Raw genomic sequence first — 16,562 nt, 5'->3', positions numbered from 1 at the left:
GCCTGTAACGCTTACCAGACAAGCGCAAGCAGCTATGAATAGTGAAGTAAAAACCGTCGTCGTCGTGGACTACGGCATGGGCAACCTGCGCTCCGTTTCGCAGGCCGTGCAGGCCGCGGCCGAGGGCAGCGGCTGGCGCGTGGCCGTCAGCGCCAGCCCCGAGCAGGTGCGCGCCGCCCAGCGCGTGGTGCTGCCGGGCCAGGGCGCCATGCCCGACTGCATGCGCGAGCTGCGCGAGTCCGGCCTGCTCGAACCCGTGCTGGAGGCCGCGGCCTCCAAGCCGCTGTTCGGCGTGTGCGTGGGCATGCAGATGCTGCTGGACCACAGCGCCGAGGGCGACACTCCCGGCCTGGGCCTGATTCCCGGCGAGGTGCTCAAGTTCGACCTGGCCGGCCGCACTCAGCCCGACGGCAGCCGCTACAAGGTGCCGCAGATGGGCTGGAACCGCGTGCGCCAGATACGCCATGCGGGCATCGTCCACCCGGTCTGGGCGGGCGTGCCCGACGACAGCTACTTCTACTTCGTGCACAGCTTCTACGCGCGTCCGGCCGACCCGGCGCACGTGGCGGGCGAGGCCGACTACGGCGTGCCCTTTGCCGCGGCCATCGCACGCGATAATATTTTCGCCACCCAGTTCCACCCGGAGAAGAGCGCCGAGCACGGGCTGGCGCTCTATCGCAACTTCCTGCACTGGAATCCCTGATTCTTCAACCCGGCTGGGCTGCTCGCCGCGCCCGATTCCTCTGACCACCATCATGTTGCTCATCCCCGCCATCGACCTCAAGGACGGCCATTGCGTTCGCCTCAAGCAAGGTGACATGGACCAATCGACCACCTTCGGCGAAGACCCCGCCGCCATGGCGCGCAAATGGGTCGATGCCGGCGCGCGTCGCCTGCACCTCGTGGACCTGAACGGTGCCTTCGCGGGCCAGCCCAAGAACAAGGCGGCCATCAAGGCCATCCTGGCCGAGGTGGGCTCGGACATCCCGGTGCAGCTAGGCGGCGGCATCCGCGACCTGGACACCATCGAGCGCTACATCGACGCGGGCCTGGAGTACGTCATCATCGGCACGGCGGCGGTGAAGAACCCGGGCTTCCTCAAGGACGCCTGCAGCGCCTTCGGCGGCCACATCATCGTGGGCCTCGATGCCAAGGACGGCAAGGTCGCCACCGACGGCTGGAGCAAGCTCACCGGCCACGAGGTGGTGGACCTGGCCAGGAAGTTCGAGGACTGGGGCGTCGAGTCCATCATCTACACCGACATCGGCCGCGACGGCATGCTCTCGGGCATCAACGTCGAGGCCACCGTGAAGCTCGCGCAGGCCCTCACCATCCCCGTGATCGCCTCGGGCGGCCTGGCCGGCATCGCGGACATCGAGAAGCTCTGCGAAGTCGAAAACGAAGGCGTGGAAGGCGTCATCTGCGGGCGCGCCATCTACTCGGGCGACCTGGACTTCGCCGCGGCCCAGGCGCGCGCCGACGAGCTGGCCGGCGCGTAGGAAAGCTCAGCAGCCGGGCAGGGCGCGGCCCTTGTTGATGGCGTCCGCCGTGCCCAGCATCTGCTCCCAATAGGCCGGAAGCGTGGCCCAGGGGTTGCCCGTGTTCGTGGGGTAGTCATAGTGCCGGTCCGTGGCGTAGACCAGGCCGGTGTTGCGCTGAGGCGTGTTGGCGGACCGCAGCACCTCCTGCATGGCGCCGCAATTCGCCGCGTCATGCACCAGCGCCGCCTGCGCGCCGTTGGCCAGGTTGTAGACCCACTTGTTTGCGGGCTGGGGGGTGACGCTGCGGTAATCGACGGCCTGGCCCTCGAAGCTCACAAGGGCATCGACCACGCTGGCGGAATCGGCGACCGGGTAGGTGCCAGGGTTGCCCACCACGCGCAACCGGGAGTCCAGGCCCTTGATGTACTGGTAGATCTCGCGGTAGAAGCCCAGCTGCTTGCTGGTCGCGTCCATCTCGTCGAGAAAGAAGCCATCGACCTGCGTGCCGTAGATCTTGCGGTAGTTGTCGATGTTGCGCTGGATGTCGGCGACCGAACGCGCTCCTGTGCCATAGCGGGTGTAGACGTAGCCCAGCACCTTTCCGCCGTTTTGCCGGAAGGCGGTGATGGCCGCCGTGAACAGGGGGTCTTCCTTCGTGAAGATGCCGTTGCTCGGGTTCAGGATGGCCGTGATGGGCACCGCCGGAAAACTCTGCGCGCCGCTGGCCAGCTTTTCCCAATCCGAACCGGGGCCCGCGCTGAAGTACGCCGGGACCAGCAGTTCCAGCGGCTGGGGCTGCGGGCGGATGTACAGCGTGCGCGTGGCGGCGCCGGCCTTGTCCTGCGTTGCCGCCGCGAGGGCCTGCAACTGCATCTCGCCGGCTTGCGCGGCGGTCAGGCTGGAGGTGGCCACCCCGCCGCGGGTCTGCGGCTGCACGGGCGCGAAGCTGGCGCTGGCCGGGCCGCTCAGGGTGATGGCCGTGCCGTCGGGGTGCCGCCGCGCCGGCGATCTTGACGCTCAGCTGCAGTTGCACGGGAGTGTTGACGGTATGCACGTTGTCGGCTTCGGCGGGGGCGGTGAAGGCCACCTCGGCGCTGGATGCGGCGGGCGAAGAGCCGGAGTCGCTTCCCTGGCCCGATCCACCGCCGCAGCCGGTCAAGGCCGCGGCCAGGGTCAGCAGGGATGCGGCAAGGGAATGAGAGGGGCGCGAACGGAGATGCATGGGGTCTGGGAAGTACTTGCGGGACTGCAGCTGCGATTGTGCCCACAGCGCCGGTTCCCGAATCGCTCTATTGCAGCATGAAAGTCTGGTACTCCAGCCGATGCAGGCGCCGCGACAGCAGCAGCAGGCCTGCGGCCAGGGTCAGCAGGGTGGCCAGGGCGAAGCCGTAGCCATACAGGGCGGCGCCGAACGCCAGGGTCAGGCCCGTGAGCGCCACGTTGAGCAGCACGAACATGGCGCACAGCAGCAGCACGGTGCGCCGCTGGTCCAGGTAGAAGAACACGTTGAGCACGGCCATCAGGCCCACCTGCAGGCCGGCGCCGACCACCTGCACGTGCAGCAGCGGCAGGTACAGGCGCGAGATGCCCAGGGTGTCGAGCAGCCAGGGGCCGGCCACGAAGGTCACGAGCACGGCCAGGGTCTGGATCTTGGCGATCTCGCCCAGGCCCTGCTGGATGGCGTAGACCATCTCATCGCGCATGGCCTCTATGTATTCGAGCGAGCCGCCGCCGCGCACCGCGTCGTAGAACTTGTCGTAGTACTCGACGAAGTCGGTCTCTATGCGCACCAGGAACACCGCCATGCCGGGGATGATGGACAGGTAGGACAGGAACACCGGCAGGTCGTAGATCAGCGAGGCGCGCAGGTGGCCGATGATGGGCTGCGAGGTGGGCGGGAAGAACCAGAACATGAACTTGTCCGCCCAGATGCCCAGGTTGTAGAGGAGGCCCACCGCCACCAGCGACGGGTAGAGCTTGTCGGGCTGCAGGAAGTCAAAGGAGATCAGCTGCCGCGCGGGATGGAACTCCTTGACCACCAGCAGCCACATGCCCGCCAGCAGCACGAAGTGGCCGAGCACGAAGGCGCCCAGCAGCCCCTCCAGGCCCCAGGGGCGCAGCAGCAGGGCGCTGGCCACGATCAGCCCGTAGGCCAGGCCGAACAGGCCGACGATGGCCTTGTAGCGCTTCATGCCCGACAGCAGCACCGTGAGCACCCATACGCCGCTCATCAGCATGAAGCCCGCCAGCATGAGCAGCCGGTAGGCCAGGCCCAGGCCCGGCAGCACGATGAACAGCGCCAGCGTGGCCAGAACCCCAGCCCCCAGCAGCACGATCACCATCAGGCCGTGCAGGTTGGGCATGACCAGGTGCTTGTGCTTCTCGAACAGGCGGTCGGAGATGAAGCGGGTGAACGCGAGCTGCACCAGGCTGGTGTAGATCAGACTGCTGGCCACCAGGTAGGTGACCGAGGTCTGGAACTGCGTCACCAGGGTGGCCGGCACGACCACGCTGGCGCTGAAGATGCCGACGAGCAGGATGCCGACGATGGACAGCACCCAGGGCCCCGAGCCGATCACGCCCGCGTAGGCGTAGGCCTGCACCAGGCTCAGCAGGGTGTTCTTGCGCAGCATGTGGCGCAGTTCGAATCCAATGCCGGCCATCAGGCTGCTCCCGGGGTGCGTGCCAGGGCGTGTTCGTAGACCTGGCGGTAGCGGTCGAACATCAGGGTGTCGGTGTAGTAGCGCTCCACGCGGGCGATGGCCGCGCGGCTGGCGGCCTGCCAGGCGGCGGTGTCACCCAGCAGCTGCAGGGCGGCATCGGCCAACTGCTGCGGCTCGGCGATCGGCACCACCGCGCCAGAAGGCCCGAGCGCGCGGTCTTCCTCGTCGAGCCCTTCGAGGAGCTGGCGGCACGAGCCCACGTCGGTGGAAACGGCAGGCACGCCGGCCGCGTAGCCTTCGAGCAGCACCAGGGGCAGGGCTTCGCTGATGGAGGACAGCACCACCAGGCCGATGCGCGGCATCAGGTCCTCCACGCGCTGCATGCCGAGGAAGCGCACATGCTCCTGCAGGCCCAGGCTGCGCACCAGGTTACTGCATTCCTCGGCATAGGCCGGGTCTTCCTCGGCGGGGCCGGCGATCCAGCCCTGGGCGTCGGGGCGCTGGTTGACCACGCGGCGCATGGCGCGGATGAAGGTCTTGATGTCCTTGATGGGCACCACGCGCCCTATCAGGCACAGCACCGGCGGCGGCTCAAGCGGCCGCTGCGCGCGCAGCGGGGCGAAGCGTTCGAGCTTTATGCCGTTGGGGATGTTGGCGGTGCGCTCGGGCGCGGCGCCGTCCTGCACCTGGCGCAGCCGGTTGGCCTCGTACAGGGCCAGGATGGGATCGGCATGCGCGTAGCAGTAGCGCCCCAGCCACTCGAAGAAGTGGATCCACATCTGGCGGAAGTACGACAGCTCGGTCGGGTCGCGCTGGAAGATGTTGCGGTTGTCGCGTATCCACTCGCTCTTGAACAGGTCGATCTTGCGTTCCTTGGTGTAGATGCCGTGCTCCGACAGGATGAGCGGCACCCCGCGCGTCTGCGCCAGCAGCGCGCCCAGGAAGCCCGCGTAGCCGGTGGAGGCGCAGTGCACCGCGCGCACGGGGATCAGCTGCCGCGCCACGCGCGCCAGCAGCCACAGCGGCTGCAGCATGAGGCGCACGGTCCAGAAGAAATCGACGAACGAGGGGTCGGCGCAATGTGCGCGGTAGATGCCGCAGATGATGTCCCAGGCGCGCTTGCTGTAGAGGAAATCCCCGAGCTGCACGGATCCGCCGGGCATCATCTGCTGCGCCACTTCGCGGAATGCCTCCATGGCTCGGGGAGCCGCCGGGCCCTGGTCGAAGGCGTCCAGCAGGCGCTGCACCAGCGCCTGGCCCTGCGCGTCGCCCCTGCGCGCGGCCGGCTGCGGGTGCCAGTGGGCCTGCTCGTGCAGGAAATGCTCCTCGAAATGCACCACGTTGTCGGGCAGCGGGTACTTGAAGCCGCCGTAGTCCTCGCGCCGGCTGCCCAGGAAGACGATGGCGAAGCGGTACTCGGGGTAGGCGCGGATGATCTGGTTGATCCAGCTCGACACTCCGCCGCTCACGTAGGGGAACGTGCCCTCCAGCATCAGGGCGATGTCGGCCGACTGTGCCTTGGGGTGGTTCATGGCCGCTGGCTCCAGTAGTCGATTACGGGGCGCAGGCGCGGCAGCGCTCCCCATTGCCTGAGCTCGCGCATCAGCGCCTGCGCCTGCGCGTGGTCGCGCCGCTCGAAGGCCAGCTGCGCCAGGTAGGGCAGCACCCGGGTCGCGGGCAGGCCCAGGGCGCGGGCTTTGTCGTAGGCGTGTTCCGCTTCCTGGGTGCGGCCCAGCGCATGCAGCAGGCGCCCGCGGCGCAGGTGCATGGCGGCGTTGCCTTCCTGCCGCTGCAGCACCAACTGGCAGTAGCGCAGGGATTCCTGGATGGCGTGCGCGTGTAGGTCGCCCTGCACCAGCGCCTGGTACACCAGCTCCCAGTACAGGTCGGACAGGCGGTGCGCGCTTTGCAGCTGCTGGCTGCTGTCCGGGAGCGCGGCCTGCAGGGCGTCGAGCTCGCTGTCGATGGCGCGGTTGATGCGTTTCTCCAGGTTGTCGAGCATGCCGTAGGCCAGTAGGCGCAGGTCTTCGCTCGCGTCGCCGAGCACGCTGCGCAGGAGCGGCGAGGCCGTGCGCCCCGAGGCGTATTGCAGCGCGGCCATGGCGCGCATGCGCGCCTGTACCGGCACCTGGGCGTTGGTCAGGAACGAGTGCAGGCCGGCGTGGCGGAACTGGCTCTGCCGGCGCTGGTGCTGGTCGAATTCGGGCAGCTGCACCGCATCGAAGTCTTCCGGGAGCGACCTGCGGCGGTACAGGCGCAGGATGACGAAGGCCGCTATCACGCCCAGGAACCCCGCCACGGGCACGGCGTAGCTGCAGGCCGTCATGAGCAGCAGGGTGGCCCAGCGCGGCTTGGACAGGCGCGGCGGCAGCAGCGGCAGCAGCGACAGCGACAGCAGCACGCTGGCCGCGGCGTGCAACAGCAGATAGCTGGCCAGGGCCGCGTCCGAGCGCTCGGCCAGCAGCCATGCGCCGCTCCAGGCGCTGACCTCCAGCCCCAGTGCCGACAGGCCTAGCTTGAGGTTAAGCATGGGCGATGGCGTGCAGGCGCTGCACGGTGCGCACGGGCTGCGCGCTGTCGGGCTGCACCACGTGCGGGAAGATGCCGGCCTGGGCCAGCGATTGCTGGCTCTTGTGCTGCATCCAGCCCTCCAGGCGGTGGATGTAGCCCTCGGCCGTGGTGGCGTTGCCCAGCGGCATGAGCACGGCCAGCACCTGGCGTCCGGGCGCCTCGATCCGCCAGACCTCGTCGAGCTCGCGCTTGAGGCGCTCGATCTGCGGGGGCAGGTCCTGCTCCAGCGCGCGTTGCTGGAGCTCCAGGGCCACGACGATGCTGGGCACCTGGGTGCTTCTGTGGATGTGGGCCAGGCGCTGGAGCTCGAAGGCGAAGAGCGGCGGGCAGTCCGGGAACTGCTGCACGATGGGCTGGGCCAGCTGGCTCATGGACAGGCCGTCGGTGTAGTAGCCCAGCAGCAGCTGTATGGTCTGCAGGCTTTCCTCCTGCAGGGCGAAGAAGGGCATGTCCTGTACCACCAGCAGGCCGTACATGTCGCCCGCCAGATCGAGCAGCGGCGCAGCGACCAGGTAGCGCGTGTCCTGCTGCGCCGTCACGGCCTGGCTCACGTGGCACAGCTGGCCCGTTTGCAGGGCCTGGCGCACCAGCGGGTCGTCGGCGTGCAGTCCGTCGTAGGCGCCTATGCTGGCGCTGGGCCGGGCGGCGGCGTGCCCGTCGGACACCGCGTGCATGGCCGCGCACTCCAGCTGACAGTACTGCGACAGCAGCCGCAGCAGCGCCTGCGGGGCGAGGGCGTCGCCGCCGTCCTCGCTCCCGGCGTGGCGCAGCGCCGCGAGCGCGTCGCGCATGGACATGGGGCGGGCGATGAGTTCCTGCTCCAGGCGGTCGTGCGACAGGCGCAGCAGGTAATGCTGGCGCACCAGGTGCTCCAGGCGCTGGTCCAGGTACAGCTGCAGGGTCTCGGCGCGGCGCGTGCGCGCCTGCCAGAGGCTGGAGAACTCGCCCACCAGCATCACCAGGATCAAGCCCCCCAGGAAGTACAGCTGGGGGAAGTTGCCCCAGTGCCCCGCGTTGAGCCCCAGCCAGCAGGCCAGCAGCACGCTGGCGCCGCCCAGGCCCGCCATGGGGCCGTAGCGCAGGGCCAGCACCACGGGCGCCAGCCAGGGCCATGGGAATGTGGCCTGGATCTGCAGCGGGTCCTGTGGCGCCCAGGCCAGGCCCAGTGCGACGGCCAGCAGGGGCAGCAGCAGGGTCTCGCCCACGGTGACGGCGGGATGGGTGGCCGCGATGGCCAGCCTGCCCAGCAGATGCCTGGGCAGGCCCGTGCCTGGGAGCGCCCGCGGACGGGCGTTTTCACCGGCCGTCTGGCGGCGTGCGCCGGGGCTGTCGGAGGGTGTTGGCATGCGGCGTTCAGCGGCTGCCGGCCAGGCCGGATTGCAACAGCTTGCGGATCAGCTTCTGCGCCACCGCCGACAGCGCCTCGCGGCTCCAGCCGCTCTGGCCGCCCGAGCCGCTCCACAGGGTGTCGCCCGTGGCCACGTCCAGAATCTGCAGGGTGACGCCTGCGGCGGGCTCACCGTCCACGCCCACCTTGTAGCGCCACTCCTCCACGCTGCCCGCGAGGGCGTAGCGGATCTTCTGCTCGCGCGCCCAGGCCAGCGCGTCTTCGGAGCGCTGCGCGTCGCCGGCGCCGAACAGCGCTTCCTGCTGCGTGGTGGCGGGAGTGCGGCGCACCTGGCCCACGCCCTGCGCGCTCAGCAGCGCCTGGGCGATGGCCTCGGCGCGCTGGCCCGCCAGCGGGGTCTCGGTGTGGTTGGCGAAGGGCAGCACCACCCAGCTCGCCTGGCGGGCCAGCTGCGGCGGGTGGCTCTGGTCCAGGGTGGAGCAGGCGCTGAGAAGGGCGATCGCGCCCGTGGCCAGCAGCAGTCCCAGCTGGCGTGCACGAGAGGGGCGGCGGTGGAGCATGAAGGGTTCTCCTCGATGGTCTTAAAAATGAAGCCGGTACGACAGTTCCAGCACGCGCGTGAGTCCCAGGGACTGCACGCCTGACTTGCCCAGGCCGAAGCTCAGGCGCAAATGGTCCGGGCCCAGCACGCTGCCGGCCAGCCCCAGGCGCAGGTCGTAGCCCGCGCCCAGCAGGCTGTGCCGGGTGAGGCTTACGCTCGCGAAGGGCCGCAGCGCGCGCGTGTGGTCCTGCTCGAAGCGCATGTTGGTGGACAGCCGCACGCCGTAGAACTGGAAGCTCTCGGGCAGGAAGTAGTCCAGGCCCAGGCTCGTGACGCCCGCGGGCGCGAAGCGCTGCAGGAAGTCCTGGCCCTGCTGGCCCAGGAAGAAGGGGTGGCGGCGCTCGAAGCGGTGGGTGGACCAGAAGGCGCCCCATTCCCACGTGGGCGCGTCCTGGCGGTAGGCGTGCGAGTATTCGATCGCGGTGTGGCGCCCGCGGCCCACCTCGGCGCCCGTCTGCAGGCGGTACTGCTCGCTCCACTGCGACAGCAGCAGGCTGTCCTGGCGCGTGGCCTGGTAGCGCAGGTGAGCGGCCACGCGCGTCTTCATGCCGCCCAGGCGCAGCGCCAGGCTTTCCTCGCTGGGCAGGTGCCAGCCCAGTTCGCCGCGCAGGGACAGGCGGTTGTCCAGGCGCTGCTCGTGCTCGATGGACAGGGGCGTGGTGTCCGCGTACCCCCGGCGGCTGGCCACGCGCAGCCGGGTCTCGCCGTCGGCATGGCCCCAGCGCAGCAGCGCGCCCGCGATGTCCTCGCCGGGTGCGTCGCGCAGCTGGTCGGGCGCCGTGACGCGGCGCTGGATGCGGCTCGCGTCCAGGTCCAGCGACAGGCGCGGGCTGATGGCCAGGTGCAGCCGGGCCTCGGCCTGATCTTCGTCGATGGCGCCCAGGTCGCTGTGCCGCGAGAGCATGCCGGCGTGGTCGCTGAAGGCCAGCAGGTTGTCCGTGAGCTGCAGGTGCAGCGGGTTGTCGTCGGGCTGGCTTTCCTGCGTCTCGAAGGCGGCGCTCTGCGCCAGGCGGATGTCGCCCACCGCGGCAGCGGTATTGACGCGGTCGTAGCGCGGCAGGCGCTCGTCGAATTCCTGCAGCAGCTGGCCCGCGGCGGCCTTGTCGTCCTCGGCCAGGGCCACGGTGATCTCGGCCCACAGCGGGCGATTGGTGCGCAGGCTGCGGCTGCGCGCGTACTGGTGCCACAGGAAGCCGCGTTCGGCCGTGTATTCGCCGGCGTCCTGCAGCCAACCTATGGCGGTTTCGGCCGCGGCGTTGGAGTAGCCGCCCTGGGCATCGCGATCCAGGCGCAGTAGCTCGCGCAGCACCTCCTGTGCAGGGTCGCCGGGCCTTTGCAGCAGGATCAGGCGCGCGCGGGCGACGCGCTGCGTGGCCTCCAGCCCTTCCTCGGTGAGCCAGCGCTGGCGCGCCTGCGCGGGAGTCAGGCGCCGGCCGTTCCGCCCCTCCTGCCATTGTTGCGACAGCAGGTGGCGGCGCAGGCGCCAGGCGCGATCCGCCTCCTGGTTCTGCTCCAGGGCATCGGCGTAGTTCATGAGCCAGAGGAAGTCGCCTTCGCGTTCGGCCACATGGGGGCTGAGGTAGCGGTGCAGCGCCACCTGGGGCAGCGACAAGGCCTGGTAGGCGGCCGCCAGCGCCTCATGCAGGTCCTCGTCCGCGCTCCAGGCCTGTTCGTGCGCGGCCAGCAGCCGGCGGATCGAGGCCGCGTCGTTGCTGTCGATGAGCAGCCACAGCAGTGCCTGGCGCATGTCGGAGGACGCCGGATCGATGGCCAGCCCCTCTTCGTAGTACTGCCGCGCCTCTGCGAACCGCCCGGCGTTGTGGTGGTAGCCGCCCACCAGGCGCAGGAATTGCCCCGAGCGGCGCATTCGGGCCAGGGAATGGCGCGCGGCGTCGGGGGTGGGGTCGAGCTGATCCAGGGCGTGCGCGAATTCGTTCCACTGGTTGCGGCTGGAGTACAGGGTCAGGGCCTCGATCAGGTGGCGCGGCTCATCGTGCTGCTGCCAGGCCAGCAGTGCCACCTTGGCGGCCTCCAGGGGCTGGTCCTGCTGCAGCAGGCCGATGAGTGCGTCGTAGTCCGCGACGTCGGCATGTTGCGCGTCCACCAGTTTGCGGTAGGCGGCAATGGCGAGCTGGTCGCGCGCCCGGCTCCTGGCCAGGTCGCCCGTGAAGCGCCACAGCTCGGCGGCCGCTTCAGCGGACGCAGGAGGGTGGTCCTGCACGGCCTGCAGCCATTGCAGGCCCAGTTCGGGCTGGCGGTGCTGCAGGGCCAGCACGGCGGCATGCATGGCGCGCTCGGGGGTGATCTGTGCAGGGTCGGCCAGCAGTTGCCGCCAGGTCTGCAGGGCCAGATCGGGCTGGCCTGCGCGTTCGGCCAGCTGCGCCAGCAGCTCCAGCGCCTCGGGGTCCTGCGCGTGCTGGCGCAGGTAGTCGATGGCGGGCTGGGGTTCACCCAGGCGTTCCTGCGCATCGACCAGGGCGCGCATCAGGCGTGGGTCGCCGGAGCGGCTGCGCAGCTGGTGGCGCAGCGCCTGCACCAGCGCTGCATCGTCGAACTGGCCCGGCGCCAGCCGCAACACGGCCTGCCAGGCGGCGTCCTGGTTCGTCTGGCGCGCCAGGACGAGCCAGTTCTCCAGCGCGATGCCGGGGCGCTGCGTCCACTCAGACACCTGTGCCAGGCGCTCGCGCCATCGCATGTCGGCGGGGTTCTGGCGCACCGCGGCGTTGGCGATGGTCCAGGCGTCCTCGAGCTTGCGGTTTTCCAGGAACACCTCGTAGCCCAGGGTGTAGGTCTTGTCGTCGAAGGGCAGGGCGGGCGAAGGCCGGGCGGAGGCCTTGTCCGCCACCTGCTGCGCGAGGCGCAGGGCCGGATGCACGAGCAGGTCGGCGCCATCGTCGAACACCGGCCCCGCCAGCGCGGCAGGCGGCTGCGGGCGCCAGGCGACGGGCCGCAGCGCGAAGTCCTGCTCGGCGCTGGCCCATTGGGTGGCCTGCCGTTCGAGCGCCATGCGCAGCAGGCGGCGCACGTAGTGCTCGGCCACGTCGGGGCGGCCTGCGGCGCGTGCCAGCTGCGTGAGCATGAACAGGGTCTGCGGGTCGTCGGCCAGGGGGCCCAGCTCGCGCTCGGCCAGCTCCAGGGCGGCCGCGGTCTGGTTGCCCGACCGCAGTGCGGCAATGGCCGCGCCGTAGTACGCCTTGGCCTGGGCTGGGTCGGGGGTGCTGTCGCGCGCGGACAGGTAGAGCTGCGCGCAGCCCTCGTAGTCGCCGCGCGCCAGCGCTTCCCTGGCTTCGCGCTCGTAGTACAGGGCGGCCTCGCGCGGGTCCTGCGGGGCTTCCCGGCGACTGAGTGCCAGGGCGATCTCCTGCTCGCCGAACTGACTGGCCAAGGCTGCCAGCCTATCCTGCCGCTCCTGGGGCCAGCCTTCCTGCGCCAGCTGGCGTATGTGCCGCCGCAGCCCATCGAGCAGCGCGAGCCGCCTGTCAGGCTCGCGGTCCGGGACATGCCGGTACTCGGAGTGGAGCAGGTCCCATTGCGCCCACAGCGCTTCCTTGCGCAATGCGGGGTCGGCCGAGTCCAGGGCGGGCTGCAGCGTCGTGCGCGCGCTGGCGGTGTCGCCATGGGCGATCTGGCGCTGCGCGAGCAGCAGGCGCAGGCGCGGGTTGTCGGGGTCGCTGCGCAGCAGGTTGTTCAGGTAGGCGGTGGACAGCTCGGTCTCGCCGCTCGTCGCCAGGCGCTGCTCCAGGTCCTGGCGCGGGTATAGCAGCCACAGCGCGCCGCACGCCATGGCGGTGAGCAGCGCGACGAGCCAGTTGGGCGCAAGGATGGGCCGCTCAACGCTCTGGGCAGAGGATCTGGATCTGGGCGGCGGCATCGGGCAGCTTGAACTGTTGCACTGCGGTGCGGTCCTGTGCGGCAGGGCGCAGGGCGGTGAGGGTGCGCTGGCCGGCGCGCACCTGGCAGGCCTGGGTGTTGGCCAGGGCAAACTCCAGCGGCACATGGCCCTGGAGCGTGAATTGCACGCGCCGGCCATCGCCCTCGGCCTGCCAGTCGACCAGGCGGGCGTTGGCGTCGTGCAGGTAGGGGGTGGCGGCCTCGCGGCCGTCCGTTTGCAGGAAGGCGGACGGTCCGCTCAGGTGCACGTACAGGCCTTCGCCGCCCCGGCGCCAGCCCGCCACGGCCTGGCTGGCGCCTAGCCGGGGCAGCCCCAGCGCCGGGGGCAGCCGCACGGTGCGCAGGGCGCCATTGCTGCTGCGCAGGCGCCAGCCCTCGCCATCGCGGGCCATGGCGTAGTCGTAGAAGTCCTGCACCTTGGTGACGAACTCGGAGGCGTGTACGGGGTGCAGGGGCTGCGCGAGGGCCCAGTCGTAGACTTTCTTCAGCGCCTTGAGCGCGGCGGGCTTGCTGGCCGAGTAGGTGTGGTAGTAGATGCCCACGGGCTTGATGCGCCGGGGGCTGTCCGTCATCTCGAAGGTCTCTATGGCGCGCTCGAAACCGTAGTACGGCCCCGTCCACAGGTTGGTGTAGATGTTCTCGTTGGTGATGGGGGCGTAGACCTGCAAGAACCCGCCCTTGCGGATGCCCAGCGCCCCCACGGCCGTGAGCGAGGGGTTGGCGCGGCTGATGGAGGTGTCGCCGCCGTTGATGTTCAGCAGCCCGGCGCGGTGGGTGATCTCCAGCGCACGGGCGCTGGGCGCCGTGTCGCCCGTCCATTGCAGGACCTTGACGGGCTTGCCGCTGGGCGCCAGGCGCTCGTTGATGTAGTGGCTTGAGCCCACGATCTCGCGCTCCAGGTCCATGGTGTAGCCGGGAACCACCAGGGACTGCGCCGCCTCCGGGTTCTCCTTGAAAAGACCGTGCTGCACGTTCGCGTCCCACAGGAAGGGGTGGCTATAGGTATGGCTGCCGACCTCGATGTGGGGCAGGCGGAACATCTTGCGCGCCACTTCCTCCATGCGCGGGCTCAGGCCGGGGTACAGGCCGTCGGGGGCCACCTCGGCTTCGATGACGGACATGGTCTGGGGGATGCGGTACTTCTCGAATATCTCCTTGAGCAGCACCTGGGCGGCCAGCGGGCTGCCGGGGAACTCCGCCAGCGAGGGAAAGCCGTCGCCGTCCACATGGGCCAGCAACAGGCGGCGGCCGTTCTCCGTGGTCGTGTCGGGCACCGGAATGGCGGGCAGGCGCAGGGCCTGCTGCAGGAAGGCGAAGGGATCGACCAGCCAGCGCGCGTCCTCCGTTCCGGGGATCTCGAACAGCACGTTGGGGTCGAGAATGAAGCCGCCCCAGGGGGTGATGGCGCCGCCAACGAAGGTGCGGCCGCGGGCGTCGCGCAGCTCCACCAGGGGCTGGGCCTGGCGCGCCATGTCGGGCGCCAGCTGCACCAGTTCGGTCTGCCGGGAGGGCAGGGGGAGCGGGTTCTCCAGCCCCATCATGGGGGCGAGCTGCACCTGGCGCAATGCGCCCTGGGGCTCGGCCCTGTCGAGCGCCAGCCCCAGGCTGCGCGTGAGGGCGCGGTCGGGCGCCATGCCCCAGTCGCCCACCACCGCCAGCGGCATGCCTTCGTGGATGCGCGCCTGCAGCCATTGGCTCAGGCCGGCGCGTTTCGCCGCAGGCACGTAGCCGGAGAACCAGCTCACCACGCCGGCATAGCGGTCGCGCGCCACCAGGCCGGGCAGGCTGTCGCGCACGTCCACGTAGTCCGTCACGTAGCCCATGTGGTTGAGCGGCATCTGCAGGAAGCGGTGGGCGTTGGCGTAGTTGAGCGCGGGCGATTCGCCGCCGTTGTAGAGCACCAGCACGCGTCGCGGCACCGGCTCGATGCTGCCCATGCCGATGGTCGCCAGCTGCGCGTCGGTGACCCAGGGGATGAAGCCGTCCTGCAGGATCCTCTGAGCGGTGGCGCGCGTGAGCGCCCGGTCGTGCGGCGAGACGTAGTCGATCACCAGCACGGGCAGGCCGTCGCGCTGCCGGACGGTGCGCAGCTGGTCCATGAGCCATTGCCGGTCCTGTTCGGGCACTTCCTCGTAGCGCCGGGTCCTGGCATTCCAGCGCTGGTAGAGCGATTCGGCGGCCACCATCTCGACCATGCCCCGCACCCGCGGCAGGATGTCGAAACCCCGGTTGAGGATGAGCCGTATGCCGGGGAAGCGCTGGTGCAGCGTCTCGATCACCCGCACCAGCCCCTGCTGCTGGGCCTGCTCGTCGAACGTGCCCGCCAGGCGGTAGGAGTCCAGCGTGTCGAGAAAGAACCCCCGAAAGCCCCGCTCCCACAGGGGGGCGACGACGCGGCTGGCGAAGAAATCGGGCCATGCCGCCACGCTCTGGTCGATGACCTCGGACTGCCAGTCCTGGTTGCGCGCCAGCTTCCAGTCCGCCGGGATGTCCGCGTGGTAGGCGCGCGAGGGCTGCACCTCGGTCACCGAGACATAGGCGTACACCTTGGTGGCGGGCTCCAGCGCGCGGGCCTGGCGCGCCGCCTCGTGGTCGGGGTCCACCACCAGCAGGTCGAAGGCGCGGAACTCGCCCAGGGGAATTTCATGGCCGTAGTACAGCGCCACCGCGGGCGTGGCGGCCTGGGCGCTCCAGGCCAGCGGCAGCAAGGCCAGCCCCCATGCCAGGCGCGTGCACAACTGCAACAACTGCAAAAGGAAGCGGAAGGCCATGGGACCGGAAGGGGCTGCCAATAGGGTTTTGGAGGGCTTGCGTACCCAAAATTCGAATTGTATTGGGTGCAAAATCGTATCGATTGATTTCCCAATCCATCGGATTGTCACGTTTGTTAACACTGCGTTTGCCACAATCCCGACCAGACTTGTACGCATATAGGAGGGATCTGTGATCTTGGTGACCGGAGGCGCGGGCTACATCGGCTCGCACATGTGTGTGGCGCTGGCTCAGGCGAACGAGCCGTTCCTGGTATTGGACAACTTTGGCAACAGCCGCCCCTCGGTGCTGGAGCGCATCGGGCGCATCACGGGGCGCGAGCCCGAATGCGTGCGGGGCGACGTGCGCGACGCGGCGCTGCTGCAGCAGTTGTTTGCACGCCACGAATTCACGGCGGTGATCCACTTCGCCGCGCTCAAGGCGGTGGGCGAATCGGTGCGCGAGCCCCTGGCGTACTACGACAACAACGTCGCGGGCACGGTCACGCTGCTGCAGGCCATGCGGCAGGCGGGCGTGCGCCAGCTGGTGTTCTCGTCGTCCGCCACGGTGTATGGCGACCCGGCCTCCTTGCCGATACGCGAGGACTGCCCGCTCTCGGCCACCAACCCCTACGGCTGGAGCAAGCTGATGATGGAGCAGGTGCTGGCCGACGTGGACCACGCCGAGCCCGGCCAGTGGCGCATTGCGCGGCTGCGCTACTTCAACCCCGTGGGCGCGCACGAGAGCGGGCTGATCGGCGAGGACCCGCAGGACATTCCCAACAACCTCATGCCCTACGTGGCCCAGGTGGCCACGGGCCAGCGCGAGGTGCTGAGCGTGTACGGCGGCGACTACCCCACGCCCGACGGCACGGGCGTGCGCGACTACATCCACGTGTGCGACCTGGCCGAAGGCCACGTGGCCGCGCTGCGCTACCTGCGCGCGCATCCGGGGCTGCTCACGGTGAACCTCGGCACGGGACGGCCGGTGTCGGTGCTGGAGATGGTGCGCGGCTTCGAGCAGGCCAGCGGCCGTGCCGTGCCCTACCAGGTGGTGGCGCGCCGCCCCGGCGATGTGGCCGCCTGCTGGGCCGACCCAGCCCTGGCCGAGCGCCTGCTGGGCTGGCGCGCGCGACGCGATGTGCAGGCCATGTGCCGGGATGCCTGGCGCTGGCAGGATGGCGAGGCGCGCCGACTGGGCGATGCTCCTTGATTGATAGCTGGGCGCGCTTGTCAGTCAAGGAATTGATGGGGGAA

The 16,562-nt window shown here is 69.8% G+C and carries 11 protein-coding genes; 3 read left to right on the top strand and 8 right to left on the bottom strand.

From position 1 onward, the window contains the following. The first annotated feature begins 34 nt into the window (after positions 1 to 34). Both hisH and hisA read left to right on the top strand, forming a co-directional pair. Positions 35 to 703, top strand: coding sequence for an imidazole glycerol phosphate synthase subunit HisH (gene hisH / locus BV908_RS08315; protein ID WP_013517772.1), 669 nt, complete (start codon positions 35 to 37; stop codon positions 701 to 703). A gap of 52 nt (positions 704 to 755) precedes the next feature. Beyond that, positions 756 to 1,499 (top strand): 1-(5-phosphoribosyl)-5-[(5-phosphoribosylamino)methylideneamino]imidazole-4-carboxamide isomerase, encoded by a 744-nt coding sequence (gene hisA, locus BV908_RS08310; RefSeq protein WP_103737808.1) that lies wholly within the window; start codon positions 756 to 758, stop codon positions 1,497 to 1,499. Positions 1,500 to 1,505: 6 nt separating this feature from the next. Here hisA and BV908_RS08305 read toward each other — a convergent pair whose 3' ends face one another. The 8 genes from BV908_RS08305 to BV908_RS08270 all read right to left on the bottom strand — a co-directional run bounded on the left by BV908_RS08305 (position 1,506) and on the right by BV908_RS08270 (position 15,347). Then, on the bottom strand, positions 1,506 to 2,417 hold the full coding sequence (locus BV908_RS08305) for a spherulation-specific family 4 protein (RefSeq protein ID WP_246867475.1): 912 nt from the start codon (positions 2,415 to 2,417) through the stop codon (positions 1,506 to 1,508). Between the two features lie 353 nt (positions 2,418 to 2,770). After that, entirely contained in the window at positions 2,771 to 4,144 is a 1,374-nt protein-coding gene (gene pelG, locus BV908_RS08300) for an exopolysaccharide Pel transporter PelG (protein ID WP_013517775.1), read from the bottom strand. Then, complete coding sequence (gene pelF, locus BV908_RS08295) at positions 4,144 to 5,676, bottom strand: GT4 family glycosyltransferase PelF (protein ID WP_011804217.1); 1,533 nt, start codon at positions 5,674 to 5,676, stop codon at positions 4,144 to 4,146. The genes pelG and pelF overlap by 1 nt, the downstream gene beginning before the upstream one ends. Further along, on the bottom strand, positions 5,673 to 6,674 hold the full coding sequence (locus BV908_RS08290) for a membrane protein (RefSeq protein ID WP_011804218.1): 1,002 nt from the start codon (positions 6,672 to 6,674) through the stop codon (positions 5,673 to 5,675). Before BV908_RS08290 ends, pelF begins: the two co-directional genes overlap by 4 nt. After that, positions 6,667 to 8,061 carry a PelD GGDEF domain-containing protein gene (locus tag BV908_RS08285; protein WP_011804219.1) on the bottom strand — a complete coding sequence of 465 codons (1,395 nt, stop codon included), beginning with the start codon at positions 8,059 to 8,061 and terminating at the stop codon, positions 6,667 to 6,669. Before BV908_RS08285 ends, BV908_RS08290 begins: the two co-directional genes overlap by 8 nt. Before the next feature lie 7 nt (positions 8,062 to 8,068). Continuing rightward, positions 8,069 to 8,623: a hypothetical protein gene (locus tag BV908_RS08280; protein ID WP_011804220.1), complete on the bottom strand. Its 555-nt coding sequence runs from the start codon at positions 8,621 to 8,623 to the stop codon at positions 8,069 to 8,071. A gap of 21 nt (positions 8,624 to 8,644) precedes the next feature. Continuing rightward, positions 8,645 to 12,535 (bottom strand): tetratricopeptide repeat protein, encoded by a 3,891-nt coding sequence (locus tag BV908_RS08275; RefSeq protein ID WP_246867474.1) that lies wholly within the window; start codon positions 12,533 to 12,535, stop codon positions 8,645 to 8,647. Further along, entirely contained in the window at positions 12,495 to 15,347 is a 2,853-nt protein-coding gene (locus BV908_RS08270; RefSeq protein ID WP_246867473.1) for an endo alpha-1,4 polygalactosaminidase, read from the bottom strand. Before BV908_RS08270 ends, BV908_RS08275 begins: the two co-directional genes overlap by 41 nt. 151 nt (positions 15,348 to 15,498) lie before the next feature. Between BV908_RS08270 and galE the strand changes: the two genes are divergently transcribed. Further along, on the top strand, positions 15,499 to 16,518 hold the full coding sequence (gene galE, locus BV908_RS08265) for a UDP-glucose 4-epimerase GalE (RefSeq protein ID WP_103737805.1): 1,020 nt from the start codon (positions 15,499 to 15,501) through the stop codon (positions 16,516 to 16,518). The last annotated feature ends 44 nt before the right edge of the window (positions 16,519 to 16,562 follow it).

Origin of the sequence: Diaphorobacter sp. LR2014-1 (genome assembly GCF_002916785.1) — a bacterium.
GTDB classification, from domain to species: Bacteria; Pseudomonadota; Gammaproteobacteria; order Burkholderiales; family Burkholderiaceae_C; genus Diaphorobacter; species Diaphorobacter nitroreducens.
Note: the sequence above shows the minus strand (reverse complement) of the source record. Positions and strands in the feature narration are given on the sequence as shown.

Coding starts and splice junctions, on each gene's coding strand:
- hisH (WP_013517772.1), top strand. CDS start 35: ATGAATAGTGAAGTAAAAACCGTCGTCGTCGTGGACTACGGCATGGGC.
- hisA (WP_103737808.1), top strand. CDS start 756: ATGTTGCTCATCCCCGCCATCGACCTCAAGGACGGCCATTGCGTTCGC.
- pelG (WP_013517775.1), bottom strand. CDS start 4,144: ATGGCCGGCATTGGATTCGAACTGCGCCACATGCTGCGCAAGAACACC.
- pelF (WP_011804217.1), bottom strand. CDS start 5,676: ATGAACCACCCCAAGGCACAGTCGGCCGACATCGCCCTGATGCTGGAG.
- BV908_RS08290 (WP_011804218.1), bottom strand. CDS start 6,674: ATGCTTAACCTCAAGCTAGGCCTGTCGGCACTGGGGCTGGAGGTCAGC.
- BV908_RS08285 (WP_011804219.1), bottom strand. CDS start 8,061: ATGCCAACACCCTCCGACAGCCCCGGCGCACGCCGCCAGACGGCCGGT.
- BV908_RS08280 (WP_011804220.1), bottom strand. CDS start 8,623: ATGCTCCACCGCCGCCCCTCTCGTGCACGCCAGCTGGGACTGCTGCTG.
- BV908_RS08275 (WP_246867474.1), bottom strand. CDS start 12,535: ATGCCGCCGCCCAGATCCAGATCCTCTGCCCAGAGCGTTGAGCGGCCC.